A 20,569-nucleotide genomic window follows, 5' to 3' on the forward strand; every position below is an offset into this window, starting at 1 on the left:
TGGCGGGAGGTCAGGCGTCCGGCGTGATCACCGCCGTAGTCAACCGCGAGGTGCAGCACAACCGATCCCGGCTGTCAAAAATATCAATCTGCCAGACCTGCATCCGTTTGCCGGTGTGCAGCGCGCGGCAAACGCCGCGCACCTCACCTTCCGTTACCGCGCGCAGATGGTTGGCGTTGATTTCCACCCCCACCACCCGCTGCTCGCCTTCCGAACACAGATAACCGGCGATCGACCCCAGCGATTCCGCCAGCGCCACCGATGCACCGCCATGCAACAGCCCGAAAGGCTGACGCGTGCGATGATCCACCGGCATCACGCCTTCCAGCGTATCGTCGGTCAGGCGCGTCATGCGGATGCCGATATGACCGGCCATGCCGCCCACCGCCATCTGATTCAACTGCTCAATATCTACGGTACGTTTCCACAGCATCACACCAGCTCCAGCAACGCCTGCAACGGATGTTTCAACCCACGCCCTTCCATACGCTTAACCTGACTGCGGCAGGAGTAGCCGGTGGTCAGACAGCGCGCCTGCGGCAACCGTTGCAGGGACGGCTGCCAGGAGAGAGCATAGATCCCCTGAGAGTGCGCCAGATTACGGCTCTCATGACCATAGGTGCCCGCCATGCCGCAACAACCGACGCTGACGTTTTCCAGCCGGGCGCCGAAATGGGCAAAAATGGCCGACCACTGTTGCCCGCTGGCCGGCAGCGCCGTGGTTTCGGTGCAGTGACCGAACAGATACCACGGTTCGTCGCGCAGCGCCGGCGCGCGATCGTCGCGGCGGGTCAGTAGCGCCGTTAACCACTCATGCACCAGTTGCACCTGAAAATCGCCGCGCCGATCGCCCAGCACTTCCCGGTACTCATCCCGGTAGCATAGCACCAGCGCCGGATCCACCCCCACCATCGGCAGGCCAAGACGGGCCACCCGGTTGAGGAATTCCGCGGTTTTACCGGCGGTTTTGGCAAAGCGCTGCAGAAACCCTTTGATATGCTGCGGCTTGCCGTTCGGCGAAAACGGCAGCAGCACCGGTCGCAACCCCAGCTTTTCCACCAGCCGGACAAAATCCGCCACCACCTGCGCGTCGTAATAGCTGGTAAACGGATCCTGCACGATCAGCACATGATCGGCACGCGCCTGCGGCGACATCTGCTCCAGCTGTTCCAGCGTGGTGGTCATCACCCGATGGCCGACAAATTGCTGGCGTAGCGACGGCGTCGACAGCAACGGCAAATCCACCATGCCGATGAACGTGCGGCTGACCGCATTCACCCACGGCTGGCGCAGGAAAAAGTTGAAGGTTTTCGGGCTGTGCGCCATCAGCGGAGCATAACTTTCCACGCCGGCCACCAGATAATCCCGCGCCGGCCGCAGATAGCGGGTGTGGTACAGTTGCAGGAAACGCGCGCGAAAACCGGGAACATCAATCTTGATCGGGCACTGGGTGGAGCAAGCTTTGCACGCCAGACAGCCGGACATCGCCTCTTTGACCTCGTGCGAGAAGTCATACACGCCCTGACGCGCGGCCAGCGTGTTGCGGGTTTTGGCGATCAGTCCGCGGAAACTGACGCGCTGATGCGGCAGCGCGTTTTCCAGCGCCAGCGGATCCACCCCCTGCTCCGACAGCAGTCGCAGCCACTCGCGCACCAGCGTGGCGCGACCTTTGGGCGAATGAATACGGTTGCCGGTGATTTTCATCGACGGGCACATCGGGCTGCGGGTATCGAAGTTAAAGCACAAGCCGTTGCCGTTGCACTCCATCGCGCCGCGATACGCGGTGCGCACCGTCAGCGGAATCTGCCGATCGTAGGTGCCGCGTTTCACCGCATCCACCTGCATCATCGGCGCGTCCACTCCCAGCGGCGCACAGATCTTGCCGGGGTTGAGGCGGTTGTCCGGGTCGAACGCCGCCTTGACCCGGCGCAATTCTTCATACAGCTCCGGACCGAAGAATGCCGGGCTGTATTCGGCGCGGAAGCCTTTGCCGTGTTCGCCCCACAGCAAACCGCCATATTTGGCAGTCAGCGCCACGATTTGATCGGACAGCTGCTTCATCAGCACTTCCTGCTGCGGGTCGCACATATCCAGCGCCGGGCGCACATGCAGCACACCGGCGTCCACGTGACCAAACATGCCGTAACTCAAATGGTGACTGTCCAGCAACGTGCGGAACTCGGCGATGTAATCCGCCAGATGCTGAGGCGGCACGCAGGTGTCTTCGGCAAACGGAATCGGTTTCGCCAGCCCTTTGCTGTTGCCCAGCAGGCCGACCGCTTTCTTGCGCATGCCGTAAATGCGTTCGATACCCGCCAGATCGCGGCAAATCTGATAACCGATCACCCCCGCCTCGCGGGCAGCCAGCAGCCCATCCAGACGTTCGCACAACGACGCCACCTGACTGTCGATAAGCGGCTCGTCGTCGCCGGCGAACTCGACAATGTTCAGCCCCAGCATCTCCTCGCCGGGCACATCGGTAATCAGTTCGCTGACCGAGTGCCACACGATGTCTTCGCGCGCCAGATTCAGCACCTTCGAGTCCACCGTTTCCACCGACAGCGCCCGCGCCTCCACCATAAACGGCGCGTTGCGCAGCGCGGAATCAAACGAGTCATATTTGACGTTGACCAGCCGCCGCACCTTGGGCAACGGCGTGATATCCAGCTTCGCTTCGGTAATGAACGCCAGCGTCCCCTCGGCGCCGGTCAGGATGCGAGTCAGGTCAAACGTTTGCATGTCATCGCTGAAAACATGACGCAGGTCGTAACCGGTCAGGAAGCGGTTCAGTTTGGGGAACTTTTCTATAATCAGCTCACGGCGTTCACGGCAGCGATGCAATACGGTGTGATAAATGCGACCGATCGGCGAATCGTCCTGCGCCAGCTGTTCCGCCAGCGCCACCGGCATCGCCTGGGTATCCAGCAGTTCGCCGCCTGGCAGCACCGCGCGCAGCCCCAGTACATGATCCGAGGTTTTGCCATACACCAGCGAGCCCTGCCCCGAGGCGTCGGTATTGATCATGCCGCCGAGCGTGGCGCGGTTGCTGGTAGACAGCTCCGGCGCGAAAAAGTAGCCGAACGGCTTGAGGTACTGGTTCAGTTGATCCTTGATAACCCCGGCTTCCACCCGTACCCAGCCCTGCTCCGGGTTGATTTCCAGAATACGGTTCATGTAGCGGGACATATCCACCACAATCCCGTGATTGAGCGCCTGTCCGTTGGTGCCGGTGCCGCCGCCGCGCGGCGTGAAGACCAGCTCGCGAAAGCGCTCCTCATCAGCCAGACGGGCCAGCAGCGCCACGTCGGCGGTAGAACGGGGAAAAACCACCGCGTCCGGCAGCAGTTGATAAATACTGTTATCCGTCGCCATCGTCAGGCGGTCGGCGTACTGAGTGGCGATATCGCCGGTAAAACCGTTTTGCTTCAAGGCTTCCAAAAAGCTCAGCACCGGTTGAACGATTCCCGGCGCTTGTGTGATCTGTGGGATCATTATGTGTTGACCCTGTCCGTGCGAGAGGTGTTTGCCAATAAACTATTTGCCAATAAACTAAATGCCGGCAGGCGACGCGTCGGCCATCCGCGGCTCCTTCGTTTTATCACATTTCCCCCGGCTGTGCGTTAATGGATCAATAAAAACTTAGGGTTGCGGCGGCTGGCGCGCCCGCGGCATAACGCTGACGATTCGCCCTCCCGGTCAGGAATCACTGTGCAAACCGGCGGAAATCACGCATGATAAATTCTGGCTCAAATCCTTTGCATTATCAGCCATCAGGGACGACAGCCAGCCCCGTTTTCATCATTTTGCATTAGGCCTGTCGCCTGAATTAACGAGGTAACCTCTCTTGATGAAACAATCTCAGTCACAGCGATTCGACCTCGCGCGAATCCTGTTCAGCTTGTTGTTTATTGGTATTTTGATTATTGCCTGTTTCTGGGTGGTGCAACCGTTTATCCTCGGCTTTGCCTGGGCCAGCATGGTGGTCATCGCCACCTGGCCGCTGCTAATCCGTCTGCAACAAATACTTTGGGGATCCCGCTCGCTGGCGGTGCTGGTCATGACCGTGCTGCTGGTGCTGCTGTTCGTGTTCCCGACCTCGATTCTGGTCAGTAGCGTGATTGACAACGCGTCGAATCTGATTAGCTGGATCGGCGCGCAGGGGCGGATTACCCCGCCGGAGCTGGACTGGTTGCAGTCCATCCCGCTGGTGGGCGCCAAGCTGCACAGTAGTTGGTATTCACTGGCGCACAGCGGCGGCCCGGCGCTGATGGCCAAAATCCAGCCCTATATCGGCCAGACCGCTTCCTGGGTGGTATCACAGGCGGCGCATATCGGCCGTTTCCTGATGCACTGCGCCCTGATGGTGCTGTTCAGCGTGCTGCTGTACAGCAAGGGGGACCAGGTCGCGCTGGGTGTACGTCGTTTCGCCATTCGCCTCGGGCGTCAGGGCGGCGACTCGGCGGTGATTCTGGCGGCGCAAGCCATCCGGGCGGTCGCCCTCGGGGTGGTGGTGACGGCGATTGTGCAGTCGGTGCTGGGCGGCATTGGTCTGGCGCTGGCCGGGATTCCCTACACCACGTTGCTGACGGTACTGATGTTTCTGTCCTGCGTGGCGCAAATCGGCCCGCTGACGGTGCTGATTCCCGCCATTATCTGGCTTTACTGGAGCGGCGATACCACCTGGGGCACCATCCTGCTGATCTGGAGCTGCGTGGTTGGCACGCTGGACAACATCATCCGCCCGTTGCTGATTCGTATGGGCGCTGATTTGCCGATGTTGCTGATCCTGTCCGGCGTGATCGGCGGCCTGCTGGCATTCGGTATGATCGGGTTGTTTATCGGTCCGGTCGTGCTGGCGGTATCTTATCGCCTGCTGTCGGCCTGGATGAAAGAGTCGCCGGAACCGCCGCCGATACGCGCAATTTCTCACCACCACAAGAAACCCTGATTTTCACATCCATTTCCCGGTGCATCACGCATCGGGATTACTCCTAATATGTAAGATAATTTTATATTTTTAGGAAACCTCTCAGCCAATTTTCATCATTTACGGCAGTTAATCTGCTATTAGATCAGTTTTCATGACAAAAATTCTTGCATGACAAATCTATTATTCAAAAATAATTAACCATTAGGATGATTCCTAATGACTCCGATCGCCCCAAAACCTAGTATTCATACCCGGAGCTATTGTTAACGTAATGTTTGTCAGTGAGGTTTCTCCTCGTCAGAGCTAGTAACGAATTGCTGTGTGTAGTCTTTGCCCATCCCCTGAGGTGGGCTTTTTTTTATCTGTTGCTTTCCCTCTTTCTCGTCCTGTGGCGCCTGCTGCGTTTTTGTCTCCCGTCTTCTTCACTCGCCTTATCTCACATCACCAAACGCGGGCATAAAAAAAACCGCCCGGCGCAGTGCGGCGGGCGGTGGGTATGGCTTCAATAACGTCGAATAGACGGATAACGGCTTAGCGTTTCTCTGCCAGACTCAGCCAGGTCTGCACCACGGTGTCCGGGTTCAGCGACAGACTGTCGATACCTTCATCCATCAGCCAGGCGGCAAAATCCTCATGGTCGGACGGCCCCTGACCACAGATCCCGACGTACTTGCCCTGTTTTTTCGCGGCGCGGATCGCCATCGCCAGCAGCGCTTTCACCGCGTCGTTGCGCTCGTCGAACAGTTCAGACACCACGCCGGAGTCGCGGTCCAGCCCCAACGCCAGTTGGGTCATGTCATTCGAACCGATGGAGAAACCGTCGAAATGCTGCAGGAATTCCTCCGCCAGCAGCGCGTTGGACGGAATTTCGCACATCATGATGATTTTCAGACCGTTCTCGCCACGTTTCAGCCCCTGACTGGCCAGCTCGGCCACCACGGCCTGCGCCTGCGCCACGGTGCGCACAAACGGGATCATCACTTCCACGTTGCTCAACCCCATGTCGTTGCGCACCCGTTTCACCGCCTCGCACTCCAGCGCAAAACAGGCGCGGAAGTCCGGCGACACGTAACGACCGGCGCCGCGGAAGCCCAGCATCGGGTTTTCTTCTTCCGGCTCGTAGCGCGCGCCGCCCAGCAGGTTGGCGTACTCGTTGGACTTGAAGTCGGACAGACGCACGATCACCCGCTTCGGCCAGAATGCCGCCGCCAGCGTCGCGATGCCTTCCTTCAGCCGTTCGATGTAGAACTCGACCGGGTCGTCGTATCCCTGCATCAGAATACGGATTTCGCGCTGCAATTCCGGCGTCTGCTGTTCAAACTCCAGCAAGGCGCGCGGATGCACCCCGATCATGCGGTTGATGATGAACTCCAGCCGCGCCAGCCCCACCCCTTCGTTGGGCAGGCAGGCGAAATCGAACGCCCGATCCGGGTTGCCGACGTTCATCATAATTTTCAGCGGCAGCGACGGCATGGCATCCACCTGCGAGCTTTTTACGGTGAAATCCAGCAGGTCCTGATAAACATAGCCGGTGTCGCCCTCGGCGCAGGATACCGTCACTTTCTGGCCGCTTTGCAGCCGCTCGGTGGCGTCGCCGCAGCCCACCACCGCCGGAATACCCAGTTCACGAGCGATGATCGCCGCATGGCAGGTCCGCCCGCCGCGGTTGGTGACGATCGCCGCCGCCTTTTTCATGATCGGTTCCCAGTCCGGGTCGGTCATGTCGGTCACCAGCACGTCGCCGGCATTCACCCGATGCATTTCGCTAATGTCATGGACGATCTTCACTTCGCCCGCGCCGATGCGATGGCCGATGGCGCGCCCTTCCACCAGCACCTTGCCGCCGGCCGGCAAATGATAACGCTCCATCACCTGGCCATTGGAACGTACGGTCTCCGGACGCGCCTGCACGATATACAGTTTGCCGGTGTGGCCGTCTTTGGCCCATTCGATGTCCATCGGGCGGCCATAGTGTTTTTCAATCAGCAACGCCTGATGCGCCAGCGCCTGCACTTCATCATCGCTCAGACAGAAACGGGTGCGCTGCGCCTCTTCCACATCCTCCACCCGCACCTGCTTGCCGTGCTCCTGCGTGGCGGCGTACACCATGCGGATTTTTTTCGATCCCATATTGCGGCGCACAATCGACGGTTTGCCACTGAGCAACGTCGGTTTGTGCACATAAAACTCATCCGGGTTGACCGCGCCCTGCACCACCATCTCGCCCAGCCCCCAGGCGGCGGTAATAAACACCACCTGATCGAAGCCCGACTCGGTATCCAGCGTAAACATCACGCCGGAAGACGCCAGATCGGAGCGCACCATGCGCTGCACCCCGGCGGACAACGCCACGCCGCGGTGGTCATAGCCCTGATGCACGCGATAGGAAATGGCGCGATCGTTGAACAGCGAAGCAAACACATGCTTCACCGCCACCATCACGGCATCAATGCCCTGTACGTTAAGGAAGGTTTCCTGCTGGCCGGCGAAGGAGGCGTCCGGCATATCTTCCGCCGTGGCGGAAGAACGCACCGCGAACGACGCGTCCGGCTCGCCGTCCGCCAGTTGCCGGTACGCGTCGCGGATTGCCTGCTCCAGCTCCGGCTGGAACGGCGTGTCGATGACCCACTGGCGGATCTGCGCGCCGGCTTTGGCTAACTGGCTGACATCGTCGGCATCGGTACGGTCCAGCAGTTCATAGATCCGCTGGTTGATGCCGCTTTGGTTGAGAAAGTCATTAAACGCCTGGGCGGTTGTCGCAAAACCATTCGGAACCGACACCCCAAGTTCCGACAGATTGGTGATCATTTCCCCCAGAGAGGCATTTTTGCCTCCCACCCGCTCAACGTCGTGCATACCAAGCTGGTTATACCACAGGACATTACGCATATCAGGGCCGTTGTTAGACATCGAAAATAATCCTTTTTGCATACAGTTACGGTGTAAAGAATTAGGGTGTGAAATATTTCGCCATGAATGAGTTTCGGCTTTATGAGCGTAGCACAGGGTTTCAAAAAGGACGGAAAGGTGAATCGATCAACCTGGTGAAAAAAAGAGGAATTCAGGGTTTTGGATTGCTAAAAGTCAGAAAAATCCCAATATTGTAGAATAATACCATCGTAATCATGAAGATAATGAAATGGCGTTTTAATAAAAAAGTCATGAAACACCTGATTTCCGGCACAAAAGTCTTATGATAGCCAGCGAAGGCATTGGAGGAGTCTGTATGGAAAGAAGCGTATTTTATGTGTCCGACGGCACCGCCATTACGGCGGAAGTGCTCGGTCACGCGGTGATGTCCCAGTTTCCGGTTAGCACCGTCAGTTATACCCTGCCGTTCGTCGATAACGAAGCCCGGGCGGCGGCCGTCCGCGAGCAGATTGACACCCTGTACCGTCAGCATGGCGTGCGCCCGCTGGTGTTCTATTCGATTGTCACGCCGGCTATCCGCGATATCATCGTCGGCAGCGAAGGATTCTGCCAGGACATCGTGCAGGCGCTGGTAGCGCCGTTGCAACAGGAACTGAACGTTTCGCCGATGCCGGTGGCCAACCGCACCCACGGGCTGACCGCCAACAACCTGATCAAATATGACGCGCGTATCGCCGCGATCGATTACACGCTGGCCCACGACGACGGCATCTCGTTGCGCAACCTCGATCAGGCGCAGGTGATCCTGCTGGGGGTTTCCCGCTGCGGCAAAACCCCGACCAGCCTTTATCTGGCGATGCAGTTCGGCATCCGGGCCGCCAACTATCCTTTCACCGCCGACGATATGGACAACCTGCTGCTGCCGGAAGCGCTCAAGCCTTATCAGCAAAAGCTGTTCGGCCTAACCATCGACGCCGAACGGCTGGCGGCCATTCGTGAAGAGCGGCGCGGCAACAGCCGGTATGCTTCGCTGCGGCAATGCCGTATGGAACTGAGCGAGGTGGAATCGCTGTTCCGCCGTCATCAAATCCGTTACATCAACACCACTAATTATTCGGTGGAAGAGATTTCCGCCCGCATTATCGACCTGATGGGCATAAATCGACGTATGTATTAGCTGTTTTTCACTCATCGGAGTAAGGGGTTGGCTGTGATAGACTATCGCCATCGCGGCCAGGCGGACCCGGAAAAATATCGGTGGCCCCACGGCCACCTCCCCGCGCTTTCTGCCAGACCTGATGGTTATTCATAAAAAAGCCTATACCTAACGGGATAGGCGCCACGTACATTCAGAGACTACACATGCAACCAACTGATGAGCTGCGCAGTGAGCGACTTGCCAGTCTGATGACGCCCCATGAACTGTTGACCGCACTTCCTCTCACGCCGGATGTCGCCGACACCGTCATCGCCTCGCGCGCACGCATAGAACGCATTCTTTCCGGGCAAGACCGCCGTTTACTGGTGATCATTGGCCCGTGTTCCATTCACCATATTGATAGCGCCAGAGAATACGCCCAGCGGCTGGCGGCATTGCGCACCACCTACCAGCACCGGCTGGAAATCGTGATGCGAACTTACTTCGAAAAACCGCGCACCGTGGTGGGCTGGAAAGGGCTGATTGCCGACCCGCTGCTCAACGGCAGTTTCCTGATCAATGAGGGATTGACGCAGGCGCGCCAGCTGTTGCTGGATATCAACGCGCTCGGCCTGCCGACCGCCACCGAGTTTCTGGATATCGTCACCGGGCAATATATCGCCGACACCATTAGCTGGGGGGCGATCGGCGCACGAACCACCGAGAGTCAGATCCACCGGGAAATGGCCTCCGCCCTCTCCTGTCCGGTGGGATTCAAGAACGGCACCGACGGCAATGTGCGCATCGCGGTTGACGCCATCCGCGCCGCCCGGGCGCGCCACATGTTTTTGTCGCCGGATAAACACGGCCGCATGACGGTGTACCAGACCCACGGCAACCCGTTCGGCCATATCATTCTGCGCGGCGGCAAAACGCCCAACTACGAAGAGCAGCACATTGCCGAAGCCTGTGCCGCGCTGCGGGAATTTGCGCTGCCGGAACGGCTGGTGGTGGATTTCAGCCACGGCAACAGTCAGAAGCAATTTCAGCGCCAGTTGACCGTAGCACAGGCGGTATGCGACCAGATTCGCAGCGGCGCCGGCGCTATCGCCGGCGTAATGGCGGAGAGTTTTCTGGTGGAAGGCACCCAACCGCTGCACCATCCGGATCAACTCACCTACGGTCAGTCGATTACCGACGCCTGCCTCGGCTGGCAGGACAGCGAACGTCTGCTGGCGATGCTGGCGGATGCGGTGGACAGTCGTTTTGTGGACTGACCAACAGCCATTCGGCGCATCATTCCGCTATGAAGCATCGTTGCGCTCTAAAAAAGAAAACCTCCGCCGCGGCGGAGGTTGTTCCCTTTTCGATTGACAAGGTGCGATCAGGCAATCGCCGCCCTGTCCTCCATGGCCTCTCGCCAACCTCCCAACCAGTTAGACCGGGCATCGATCGATTGATAAGGACAGAGCTCCTTGGACCGGCCAACGATACCAGCCTGGTAGCCCCGTGAATGCGCCCGTGCCAGACGATCTCTTTTCTGTCTCTTCATGCCTTGTTTCCCTCATTTCGACTCTGGTGGAAAGAAAACAGTGGTTACTTTTCGTGCAACCACACCCTATGAATAGCCATTCGGGAGGCGAAGATCAAGGCGCAAAATTCACGCCATTGTCATATTTGTGAACCAGAATAAAGAATTTTCTGTGAGACAAAGCCACATTTTGGCCTAACAGGCTGAGACAAAAACAAAACCCCTGGAACCCGATCGCGATCACAAAAACGGGATCCAGAGGTATTTGCTATAACTCAATTCATCTCGGTATATAAGGCAGCCCGGTATCCACGTCGGGTGGGTATCAGGCGCCAGCCTGCAGGCGCTGGCGCACCTGCTCCGCCACCTGCTGCCAGCCCTTGCCAAGCGCGCCGATCAGCGCGTCATAACCGTCTTCGGCCTGCGGCACTTCGATGTTGAACGGCTGGGTGACGACACGTTTACTCCCCTGCAGCACCCACTCGCCGCGAATCACCGCCTTGCCGTCAAACCGCCCCTGGAACGCCGTCACATTGACCTGCAAACTGGAGGCGCTATCGCTGGCGGCGCCGGTGGCGGCGACATGCCAGCCCGGCAGGCCGTTACGCAACGACGCCACCAGCGCCTGCTGCAACTGCTGGTCCAGCGGGCTGGCCCACAGATTATTGGTCGCGATGGTGTAACGCACCGCCGAAGTCTGGAACACGATGCCGTTCCCAGCCAGCGAATCCACCAGAGTGACCGGGGCCACCCACAGCTGGCGCCCTTCGGTCGACGCAACCGAGAGGCTGGTGCTCTGCGTGGCGGCAGGCAGTTGATAATAGACTTTCTGCGGGCTGCTACAGGCGCCCAGCAACAACACCAGCCACAACGGCCATCGTTTCATCATGGTTTCGCCTTCTTCGGTTGTGGATCACGGGCACCGGGTGCCTCGAAGATCAGAGCATTACTCTTGTCGTTCAGGGTACGCAGCAACGGCTGCAATTCACGCAGCGTCTGATCCAGCCGCTGCATATCGCCCACCATACGGTTATACGCCGGCGAACCGGGCTGTACGCCCTGCAGGCTGCGGTTCAGTTCGCGCAGCGTACGCTGCAAGTCCTCCGGCAACTGCTGCATCGCCTCGCTGTTGGTAAGCTTGTTGAGCGACGCCAGCGTTTTCTGCAGTTCGCGCAGGGTGGATTGGCTTTCCGCCAGCGTCTTCGTCGCCTGCTCCACCATCGGGTTGAGCGGCAGGTTATTGATTTTATCCAGCACCGACATCAGCTTCTGCTGGATCTGCGTCAGGCCGCCGTTGACCGTCGGCAACACCGGATACCCCTCCATCGAGGCCAGCGACGTCACGCGGCCTTTCTGCTGCGGATAAAAATCCAGATCCACGTACAGCGCGCCGGTCAGAAGATTGGCGGTTTTCATCGACGCCCGCAGACCAGATACGGCGCCCTTGCTCAGTTCCTGTTCCAGATTGATCTGGTCGCGCAGCCCTTGTTTCAGCCGGCCCGGCTCGATGCGCACCAGCACCGGGATGCGGTAGTCGCTGTCGAAACTTTGCGGCAGACTGCGCGGGAAGAACGGCACTTCGGCGACGGTTCCCAGCCGGATGCCGCGGAATTCGACCGGCGCGCCCGCTTGCAGACCGCGTACCGACTCATCGAAAAACAGCAGGTATTCTTTGTACTCGGTATACAGCGAGTCCTGAATGCTGTTCTGGTTGTCAAACAGCTGGAATTCGTCGCGCTCATGGGACTGATTGCCCTTCTCCCAACCAGTGGGCACATCAAAGCTGACGCCGCCGCTTAGCAAGGTGCTGAGCGACCCCATTTCCACCCGCATCCCCTGCGCGGACAAATTCAGCGCCACGCCGCTGTCTTTCCAGAAACGGACATTCGCCGTTACCAGTTGGTCATAGGGCGCGGCGACAAACAGCTGGTACTGCATCTTTCTGGCCGTAGGATCAAAATGGCTGGTTTCCACCGAGCCGACCCGGTAGCCGCGGAACAACACCGGATCGCCGGCGGTCAACTGCCCGGACTGATCGCTATTCAGGACGATGCGAATCCCTTTGGCGTCAGGCGACGCCAGCGGCGGCGAATCCAGCAGTTTGAAAGCACGGCTGTCCTCCTTGCTGGACCCCGGCTGAAGCTCGATGAAGGAACCGGACAACAGCGTCCCCAGCCCGGAAACGCCTTCGCGGCCGATCTGCGGTTTCACCACCCAGAACGCCGAATCCTTGCTCAGCAGTTTATCCATGCCGTCGTTAAGACGCGCCTTGATTTCCACCTGATGCAGGTCTTCGCTCAGCATCACGCTTTCTACCACTCCCACGTTCACGCTGCGGCTCTTGATCGCCGTTTTTCCCGCCTCGATCCCTTCGGCGTTACTGGTGGTCAGCGTGATTTCCGGCCCCTGATGACTCACGTGATAAAACAGAATCCAGGCGCCAATCAGCACGGTCACAATCGGTACAATCCATACCGGCGACCAGCGTTTGATGCTTTCGATCTGCGCCATGCCTTGATTAGTTTTCGTCAACGGAACGCTCCTCTCCTTGCACGTGATGCCGATCCCACAACAGGCGGGGGTCAAAGGTCATCGCAGCAATCATGGTCAGTATGACCACGGTGGCAAACAACACCGCGCCGATGGCCGGATAAATGCTCATCAGTCGGCCCATACGCACCATCGCCGACAACACGGCGATGACAAAGACATCGATCATGGACCAGCGGCCGACAAACTCCACGACCTCATACACCAGATGCAGCCGCTCAGTATCGTAACGGCGTGAGCCGTAGGCGCACCAGCACAGCCAGCCCATCGCCAGCATTTTCAGCGTCGGCACCATGATGCTGGCGATGAAAATCACCAGCGCCACCGGCCACGAACCGGAATCCCACAGCAGGATCACGCCGGACATGATCGTCGAGGTAATGCTATGACCCAGCGCTTCGGTAACCATAATCGGCATCACGTTGGCGGGTACGTACAGCAGCACCGACGTCAGCAGCAGCGCCAGCGTCCATTGCAGGCTGTGACGCCGCCGGGCATGGCCGTGCGTATGGCAGCGCGGACAGCGAACCTCATCGGCGGGCAGAATAGCGCTACAGCAGGTGCAGGCGCGCACGCCTTGATCCAGCCCGCTGCGGCCGGTTTCCAGCCCTGCCGGCATCGGCGGCGGCGGCGCGACGTCATCCCACAGCCAGCGGCGATCGAGGCTCTGGAACGCCAGCAACTGCAACAGGCAAAAAACGATATAGGGAACGAAACTGGCGCCGATGCCGATATCGCCATACGACATCAGTTTTACAAAACTGACCAACACGCCCGCCAGAAAGATCTCCGCCATGCCCCAGCTTTTCAGTTGGAACAGCGTCTTGGTGAACAGACGCCGCACCGTATCAGGCAACGGCACGCGCAGGCACAGCAGCAGAATCACCGCCATGGAACAGGCCGGCACCAGTTGAGCAAACAGCAGAAACAGCGTCGCCATGCTGGCATAGTTTTCCGCCACCATCACCCGCGGGATTTCCAGCAGGGTGATTTCGCTGCGAATACCGGCGACGCTCATCGAGACAAAGGGAAATAGCATGGACAGCAGCAGCATGATCAGCGCGCTAAACGCAAAGCTGGTCGGCCGCCACCGCGGCTCACGCTGACGGCTGGACAACGAGGTTTTACAACGTGGACACACCGCGCGCTGCCCATCATGCAACGTCGGCAGCTCTACCAGCAAGTCACAGTGCGGACACAGCATATGCCGGTCATAGTGATGGTGATGAACACACATTCGCCGCCTCCGGTGGCATGGCTGATACGAAAAATCGCGATGTTGTCGATACTGGATTTATGGCGGCACAGGCACGATAACATGCGAGATAAGCCAGCGTGTTTCTTCACAACCACCGCTTCCTTGCAACCACTACGATCGCAGGCCAGGAAAAGGCGCAACCGCCGCCCCGCCCTGGCCTCGAAATCATGGTTAATGATGCCCGTTTGACGGTTCAACCGACACAGGCGCTCGCCTCAGCGTCGCGTTTAGGTCAGGGAATTCCCACTCCCCGTCAACGCCGGCGATATCTTAGCCATTCTTCTGGGCTTCGAGCGTTTCCCAACGCTCAAAGCAGGTTTCCAGTTGCTGCTCCGCTTCAGCCAGCGCCGTCAGCACCGGCTGGGTTTCATCGTGCGACCGGGAAAAGAACGCCGGATCGTTCATCTGCTGTTGCAGGTTTTCGATTTCCGCCTCAAGCACTTCAATACGTTGCGGCAACTGTTCCAGTTCACGCTGCTGGTTATAACTGAGCTTACCGCCGCCGCGTTTAGCTGGCTGTGCGGCCGGCGCGCTCTGCACGTTCTCACTGCTGCGGTTTTCTTTCTGCGGCGCGCTTTTTACCGATGCTGACGTTCGCAGCGGCGCGGCGGAGGCACGCTGTTGCTGAGCATCATAATAGCCGCCGACATAGCGGCCAATCAGACCATTCCCTTCAAAAATCCAGCACTCGGTCACCGAGTTGTCGACGAATTGACGGTCATGGCTCACCAGCAGCACCGTGCCCTGATAACTTTCCAGCAACTCTTCCAGCAGTTCCAACGTTTCCACGTCCAGATCGTTAGTCGGTTCGTCGAGAATCAGCAGGTTGCTGGGTTTCAGGAACAGCCGGGCCAGCAGCAGACGGTTGCGTTCCCCGCCGGACAGCGCTTTAACCGGCGTCATGGCGCGTTTCGGGTGAAACAGGAAGTCCTGCAGATAACCCAGCACATGGCGCGGACGACCGTTGACCATCACCTCTTGCTTGCCTTCGGCGAGGTTGTCCATCACCGTTCTTTCCGGGTCCAACTCGGCGCGATGCTGATCGAAATACGCCACTTCCAGCTTGGTGCCGCAGTGAATGCGTCCCGACGTCGGCGCCAGTTGCCCCAGCATCAGTTTCAGCAGCGTGGTCTTGCCGCAACCGTTCGGCCCGACCAGCGCGATTTTATCGCCGCGCTGCACCTGAGCGGAAAAACCGGACGCCAGCGTCTTACCGTCCACCTGATAATGAACATCTTCCAGTTCAAAGACGATCTTGCCGGAGCGGGCCGCTTCTTCCACCTGCATTTTGGCGCTGCCCATCACTTCGCGGCGCTCGGCGCGTTCCTGACGCATCGCCTTGAGCGCCCGCACGCGGCCTTCATTACGGGTACGACGGGCCTTGATGCCCTGACGGATCCACACCTCTTCCTGCGCCAGCTTGCGGTCGAATTCGGCATTCTGCAGTTCTTCCACCCGCAGCGCCTCTTCTTTACCCAGCAGGTAATTGTCGTAATCGCCCGGCCAGGACACCATCTTGCCGCGATCCAGATCGACAATGCGGGTCGCCATATTGCGGATAAACGAACGGTCGTGGGAAATGAACACGATGCTGCCGGAAAACGTCTTGAGGAAGCCTTCCAGCCAGTCGATGGTATCGATATCCAGGTGGTTGGTGGGTTCATCCAGCAACAGCACCCGCGGCGCGCTGACCAGCGCACGCCCCAGCGCCGCTTTACGCAGCCAGCCGCCGGACAGCGCCGACAGCGGCGTGTCCGCCGATAGCCCCAGTTGCTCCAGCACCTCGTTGATGCGGTCTTCCAGCTTCCACAACCCCTGATGGTCCAGCACTTCCTGGATCTTCGCCAGTTGGTTCAGGTTTTTCTCGCTGGGGTCTTCCCCCACCAACCGCAACGCGACATGGTAGGCTTTCAGGTACTCGGCCTGCGCCGCCACGCCTTCGGCCACGAAATCGAACACCGTGCCGGCCACATCGCGCGGCGGGTCCTGCTGCAAACGCGCCACAATCAGGTCCTGCTCGTACACCAGCCGGCCGTCATCCAGCGGTATTTCCTTCGCCAGAATTTTCAGCAACGTAGATTTGCCGGCGCCGTTGCGCCCAACCAGACACACGCGCTCGTTGTCTTCAATATGCAGTTCGGTGTTGTCCAACAGCGGCGCATCGCTGAACGACAGCCAGGCGCCGGATAAGTTGATCAATGACATAGTAGTTATTTTTCCTCGCCGGCGTGTTTCAGCAGCCAGCAGTTGTGAATCTGACGGTTACGGGCGAAATCCTGCGACAAGGTTTGTCCGGTAATTTCCTTCGCCTCCAGTCCCAGCGCGGCCAGTCCGGCCAGATCCATCTGGAATCCGCGTTTGTTGTTGGAAAATAGAATGGTGCCGCGGGGGCGCAGCATACGTTTGAGCTGAGTCATCAGCATCAGGTGGTCACGCTGCACATCGAACGACTCGTCCATCCGCTTGGAGTTGGAGAAGGTCGGCGGGTCGATAAAAATCAGGTCAAACTGTTCACGAGTCTCGCGCATCCACGCCAGACAATCAGCGTGGAGCAGCCGGTGCTGGCGACCGGTCAGGCCGTTGAGGCGCAGGTTTTTCTCCGCCCATTCCAGATAAGTGCGCGACATGTCCACCGTGGTGGTGGAACGCGCGCCGCCCAGCCCGGCGTGCACGCTGGCGCTGCCGGTGTAGGCGAACAGGTTGAGGAAATCCTTGCCGTTGCTCATCTCGCCCAGCATGCGGCGGGCGATGCGGTGATCGAGAAACAGCCCGGTGTCCAGATAGTCGGTCAGGTTGACCCACAGTTTGGCGTTGAATTCCGATACCTGCAGAAACTCGCCTTTCTCGGCCAGTTTTTCGTACTGGCTATTGCCTTTTTGACGTTCGCGGGTTTTCAGCACCAGATGGCTGGCGGGCAACCCCAGCACGCTCAGGGTGGCGTTGATCACATCAAACAACCGCTGGCGGGCTTTCTGGGCATCGACGCTTTTCGGCGGCGCATACTCCTGAATCACCACCCGCTCGCCGTAACGGTCCACCGCCACGTTATATTCCGGCAGGTCGGCGTCATACAGGCGATAACATTCGATCCCCTGCTGCGCGGCCCATTTCTCCAGCTTGCGCAGATTTTTACGCAGACGATTGGCGAAATCCTCGGCGAACGTCGCCGTGTTCTCAGCGCCGTCTTCTTTTTCCGCCAGTTGATAATTTTTCTGTACGCACTCCAGCGGGCCGTTTTTGGCCTTGAACTGGCGATCGGCACGCAGTTGCAGGCAACTGAGCAGTTCCGGCGAGGCGCTAAACAGCGACAGTTTCCAGCCGCCGAATTCGCTTTTCATTTTGCGGCCGAGCAGGTTATGCAACGCAATCAGCGCCGGCTCGCTCTCCAGACGCTCGCCGTAAGGCGGGTTGCTGACCACCGTACCTGTCGGCCCCTGCGGCAGCGGATTTTTCAGTTGCGTGGCGTCGGCGGATTCAAACCGAATCAGGGAACTGACCCCGGCGCGGCGCGCGTTAGCGCTGGCGATGTCCACCATGCGGCGGTCAACATCGGAGCCAAAGAACCGGGAAGACGTGGCTTGCAGGCCGGCCCGGGCGCGCTCCTGCGCCTCGGTGGTGATGCTTTTCCACAGCGTCGGGTTATGCTGCTGCCAGGCCAGGAAACCCCAGTGCTGACGGTGCAAACCGGGCGCGCGATCCGCCGCCATCATTGCCGCCTCAATCAGCAGCGTGCCGGAGCCGCACATCGGATCCACCATCGGCGTGCCGGCTTCCCAGCCGGATCGCAACACGATCGCCGCCGCCAGATTCTCCTTCAGCGGCGCCTGCCCGGCCATTTCGCGATAACCGCGCAGATGCAGACTCTCGCCGCTCAGGTCCAGCGCCACGCTGGCTTTCTCGCGTTGCAGAAACACATTAATACGGATATCGGGCTGCTGACGGGCGACGTCCGGGCGCTGGCCGGTTTTGCGGCTAAAGCTGTCCACAATCGCGTCCTTGACCTTGAGCGCACCGTACTGACTGTTGCGAATCTCGTCATTGGTGCCGGTGAAATGCACCGCAAAAGTGTGGTTGACGCTGAATACCGAGCTCCAGTCCACCGCCTGCACGCCCAGATACAGGTCCAGATCGCTGTAGACTTTAAACTCGTTGAGCGGCAGCAGGATGCGCGACGCCAGCCGGCTCCACATCAGGCTTTGGTACAGCAGCCGATCGTCTCCCTGAAAGTGCACCCCGCCCTGCACCACGGTGCAATGCTGCGCGCCCAGCGCTTCAAGTTCACTTTTTAACAATTCTTCCAGACCACGCGCCGTGCTGGCAAACAGAGAGTTCATATCGCGACTATTACCTTAATGAAGAACTAGTACCTTAATGAAGAACTAGCTTAATAAAGAACGCTCCCCAACCAGAAAGCGCCCTGGAAAAACGCGCCCTCAGGAAAACCGGGAGCCTTAAAGAAAATTGAGGCGCATTATAGCTAATCCCGGCGGCTTGTCATAAAGTTGCCGCTTTACGTCAGCAAGGAAATCCTCACCGTGATCGTGTTAAGTCGGCTTTTTGTTCACCCGGTCAAATCCATGCGCGGTATCCAGTTGTCGCAGGCGATGGCCAGCGCCAGCGGCCTGGCGTTTGACCGCATCTTCATGATCACCGAGCCCGATGGCACCTTCATTACCGCCCGCCAGTTTCCGCAACTGGTACTGTTCACGCCGGCGCTGACCCACGATGGCGTTTTCCTGTCCGCGCCCGACGGCCGGACATGCCTGGTGCGCTTTGACGATTTCGCCCCCGCTACCGCACCGACCGAAGTCTGGGGCAACCATTTTCAGGCCCGCATCGCGCCGGAAGCGGTTAACCGCTGGCTGAGCGATTATCTGCAGCGTCCGGTGCAACTGCGCTGGCAAGGACCGGAACCGTCGCGCCGCGTCAAACGCCGCCCGGATATTCCGCTGGGGTTTGCCGACGGCTACCCTTTCCTGCTGATCAACGACGCCTCATTCGACGATCTGCGCCGCCGTTGCAGCGCAGGCATCCGCATCGAGCAGTTCCGCCCTAATCTGATCGTCAGCGGCGCCGAGGCTTACGCCGAAGACAGCTGGCAGACCGTGCGGGTCGGCGAAGTAGTGTTCGATGTGACCAAACCCTGCAGCCGCTGCGTCCTGACCACGGTGAGCGTCGAACGCGGGCGCCGTCATCCGTCCGGCGAGCCGCTGACGACGCTGCAGCAATACCGTACGGCGGAAAACGGCGACGTAGATTTCGGCATGAATCTGATCGCCCGCAACAGCGGCGTCATTCGCGCCGGCGACAGCGTCGAGATCCTCGCCACCAAACCGCCGCGGCCTTATGGCGCGGGCGCCGCCACTGAAAGTTTGACGCCGCAGGCCAGCGCCGTCAAAGCGGTGCAGATCGCGTATCAGGGTCAGCGCTTTACCGGCAACAATCAGCAAATCCTGCTGGAACAGCTCGAACAACAGGGGATCCGCGTGCCCTATTCCTGCCGGGCCGGGCTGTGCGGTTGCTGTCGACTGACGTTGACCGATGGCGAAGTGTCGCCGCTGAAAGCCAGCGCGCTGGGCGAAGACGGGACGATTCTGGCGTGCAGTTGCATTCCGGCAGGAGATATCCAGTTAGCCTGACAGCCGCCAGTAATGCGATGAATGAGTGACGGTAAAAAGCCCGATTGAGATAGGTTCTTAGCCGGCGAAAGCGTAATGCGGCGATGTTTCGTCGTTCTTATCCGCAACAGGGCGCAGACGGTCATGCATGATTTTGATGGCGTCGCCCAGTTGCATGGTCTTGCCGCTGATTGCCAACTGCTCCTGCGCCAGCACGCACAGGCTGGCTTTATCCCCGGCTTCCACCACCATAAAATTCGCCGCCTCCGGGCGTTCATTCAACTGCACGCTAACCTGATCGCCGGTTTGCGGTGATGATGCGACCGCGCCCTGAGCCACAAAGTGCCAGCTTTTCGGCATCATCGGTTTCAGGAAACGGTTAGCCACCAGCGCATTCAGCACCAGCTCAGCCCGGGCTTCGGCGGACAACGCCAGCGCCTGGCATTTCTCCTGATAGGTGAAAAACAGCGCGGCATCCTCCACGCAGAACACGCTCGGCATAAAGGCATCCGGCGTCAGCATTGAGGAAGAAAAACGGGAACGGAATACCACGCCGTTAGCCAAGTCGAGCATCAGGCGCGCCTGTTCGGTATCGAAATACCAGCGCCAGCTATCGTCAGGGATTAATTTCATCGTATTACCTTCAGTTATGCCTTGCTGATGCCAAAGTACC

Annotated in this window: 14 protein-coding genes and 1 other RNA gene; 5 read left to right on the forward strand and 10 right to left on the reverse strand. The window is 59.1% G+C overall.

Features of this window, described 5'->3' with window-relative positions; all coding sequences use genetic code 11:
* Window positions 1–10 precede the first annotated feature (10 nt).
* A complete protein-coding gene (locus CVE23_RS13525) occupies window positions 11–433 on the reverse strand; it encodes a hotdog fold thioesterase (protein WP_100849737.1) in 423 nt (140 codons plus the stop codon).
* On the reverse strand, window positions 433–3,492 hold the full coding sequence (ydiJ, locus tag CVE23_RS13530) for a D-2-hydroxyglutarate dehydrogenase YdiJ (RefSeq protein WP_100849738.1): 3,060 nt from the start codon (window positions 3,490–3,492) through the stop codon (window positions 433–435). Before ydiJ ends, CVE23_RS13525 begins: the two co-directional genes overlap by 1 nt.
* A gap of 352 nt (window positions 3,493–3,844) precedes the next feature.
* Between ydiJ and ydiK the strand changes: the two genes are divergently transcribed.
* Window positions 3,845–4,948 (forward strand): AI-2E family transporter YdiK, encoded by a 1,104-nt coding sequence (ydiK, locus tag CVE23_RS13535; protein WP_038668139.1) that lies wholly within the window; start codon window positions 3,845–3,847, stop codon window positions 4,946–4,948.
* 233 nt (window positions 4,949–5,181) lie between these two features.
* An RNA gene (gene rprA / locus CVE23_RS13540) (antisense sRNA RprA) lies at window positions 5,182–5,292 on the forward strand.
* Window positions 5,293–5,461: 169 nt separating this feature from the next.
* Here rprA and ppsA read toward each other — a convergent pair.
* The gene (gene ppsA / locus CVE23_RS13545) at window positions 5,462–7,840 is read right to left on the reverse strand and encodes a phosphoenolpyruvate synthase (RefSeq protein WP_038919459.1); all 2,379 of its coding nucleotides are present in this window, start codon (window positions 7,838–7,840) and stop codon (window positions 5,462–5,464) included.
* 316 nt (window positions 7,841–8,156) lie between these two features.
* On the opposite strand from ppsA, the gene ppsR reads away from it, so the two are divergent.
* Entirely contained in the window at window positions 8,157–8,978 is an 822-nt protein-coding gene (gene ppsR / locus CVE23_RS13550; protein ID WP_038668134.1) for a posphoenolpyruvate synthetase regulatory kinase/phosphorylase PpsR, read from the forward strand.
* Window positions 8,979–9,163: 185 nt separating this feature from the next.
* Complete coding sequence (locus tag CVE23_RS13555) at window positions 9,164–10,216, forward strand: 3-deoxy-7-phosphoheptulonate synthase (protein ID WP_100849739.1); 1,053 nt, start codon at window positions 9,164–9,166, stop codon at window positions 10,214–10,216.
* A gap of 107 nt (window positions 10,217–10,323) precedes the next feature.
* Here the strand turns inward: CVE23_RS13555 and rmf are convergent, their stop codons facing one another.
* From rmf to rlmKL, 6 genes are all read right to left on the reverse strand, one after another.
* Window positions 10,324–10,491: a ribosome modulation factor gene (rmf, locus tag CVE23_RS13560; RefSeq protein WP_012769408.1), complete on the reverse strand. Its 168-nt coding sequence runs from the start codon at window positions 10,489–10,491 to the stop codon at window positions 10,324–10,326.
* Window positions 10,492–10,795: 304 nt separating this feature from the next.
* Window positions 10,796–11,359 carry a membrane integrity-associated transporter subunit PqiC gene (gene pqiC, locus CVE23_RS13565; protein WP_039694772.1) on the reverse strand — a complete coding sequence of 188 codons (564 nt, stop codon included), beginning with the start codon at window positions 11,357–11,359 and terminating at the stop codon, window positions 10,796–10,798.
* Entirely contained in the window at window positions 11,356–13,002 is a 1,647-nt protein-coding gene (gene pqiB, locus CVE23_RS13570) for an intermembrane transport protein PqiB (protein ID WP_038919463.1), read from the reverse strand. Before pqiB ends, pqiC begins: the two co-directional genes overlap by 4 nt.
* A complete protein-coding gene (pqiA, locus tag CVE23_RS13575) occupies window positions 12,989–14,257 on the reverse strand; it encodes a membrane integrity-associated transporter subunit PqiA (RefSeq protein WP_071605212.1) in 1,269 nt (422 codons plus the stop codon). Before pqiA ends, pqiB begins: the two co-directional genes overlap by 14 nt.
* Window positions 14,258–14,548: 291 nt before the next feature.
* Window positions 14,549–16,483: an ABC transporter ATP-binding protein gene (locus CVE23_RS13580; protein WP_049855102.1), complete on the reverse strand. Its 1,935-nt coding sequence runs from the start codon at window positions 16,481–16,483 to the stop codon at window positions 14,549–14,551.
* Between the two features lie 5 nt (window positions 16,484–16,488).
* Window positions 16,489–18,612 (reverse strand): bifunctional 23S rRNA (guanine(2069)-N(7))-methyltransferase RlmK/23S rRNA (guanine(2445)-N(2))-methyltransferase RlmL, encoded by a 2,124-nt coding sequence (gene rlmKL, locus CVE23_RS13585; protein WP_038919466.1) that lies wholly within the window; start codon window positions 18,610–18,612, stop codon window positions 16,489–16,491.
* Window positions 18,613–18,813: 201 nt separating this feature from the next.
* On the opposite strand from rlmKL, the gene CVE23_RS13590 reads away from it, so the two are divergent.
* Window positions 18,814–19,917, forward strand: coding sequence for a YcbX family protein (locus tag CVE23_RS13590; protein WP_038919467.1), 1,104 nt, complete (start codon window positions 18,814–18,816; stop codon window positions 19,915–19,917).
* Between the two features lie 57 nt (window positions 19,918–19,974).
* On the opposite strand, the gene CVE23_RS13595 is transcribed toward CVE23_RS13590, so the two are convergent.
* Window positions 19,975–20,529, reverse strand: coding sequence for a cell division protein ZapC (locus CVE23_RS13595; RefSeq protein ID WP_100849741.1), 555 nt, complete (start codon window positions 20,527–20,529; stop codon window positions 19,975–19,977).
* Window positions 20,530–20,569: the final 40 nt, after the last annotated feature.

The sequence above is a fragment of the Dickeya fangzhongdai genome (assembly GCF_002812485.1).
In the GTDB taxonomy this organism is placed as follows: Bacteria; Pseudomonadota; Gammaproteobacteria; order Enterobacterales; family Enterobacteriaceae; genus Dickeya; species Dickeya fangzhongdai.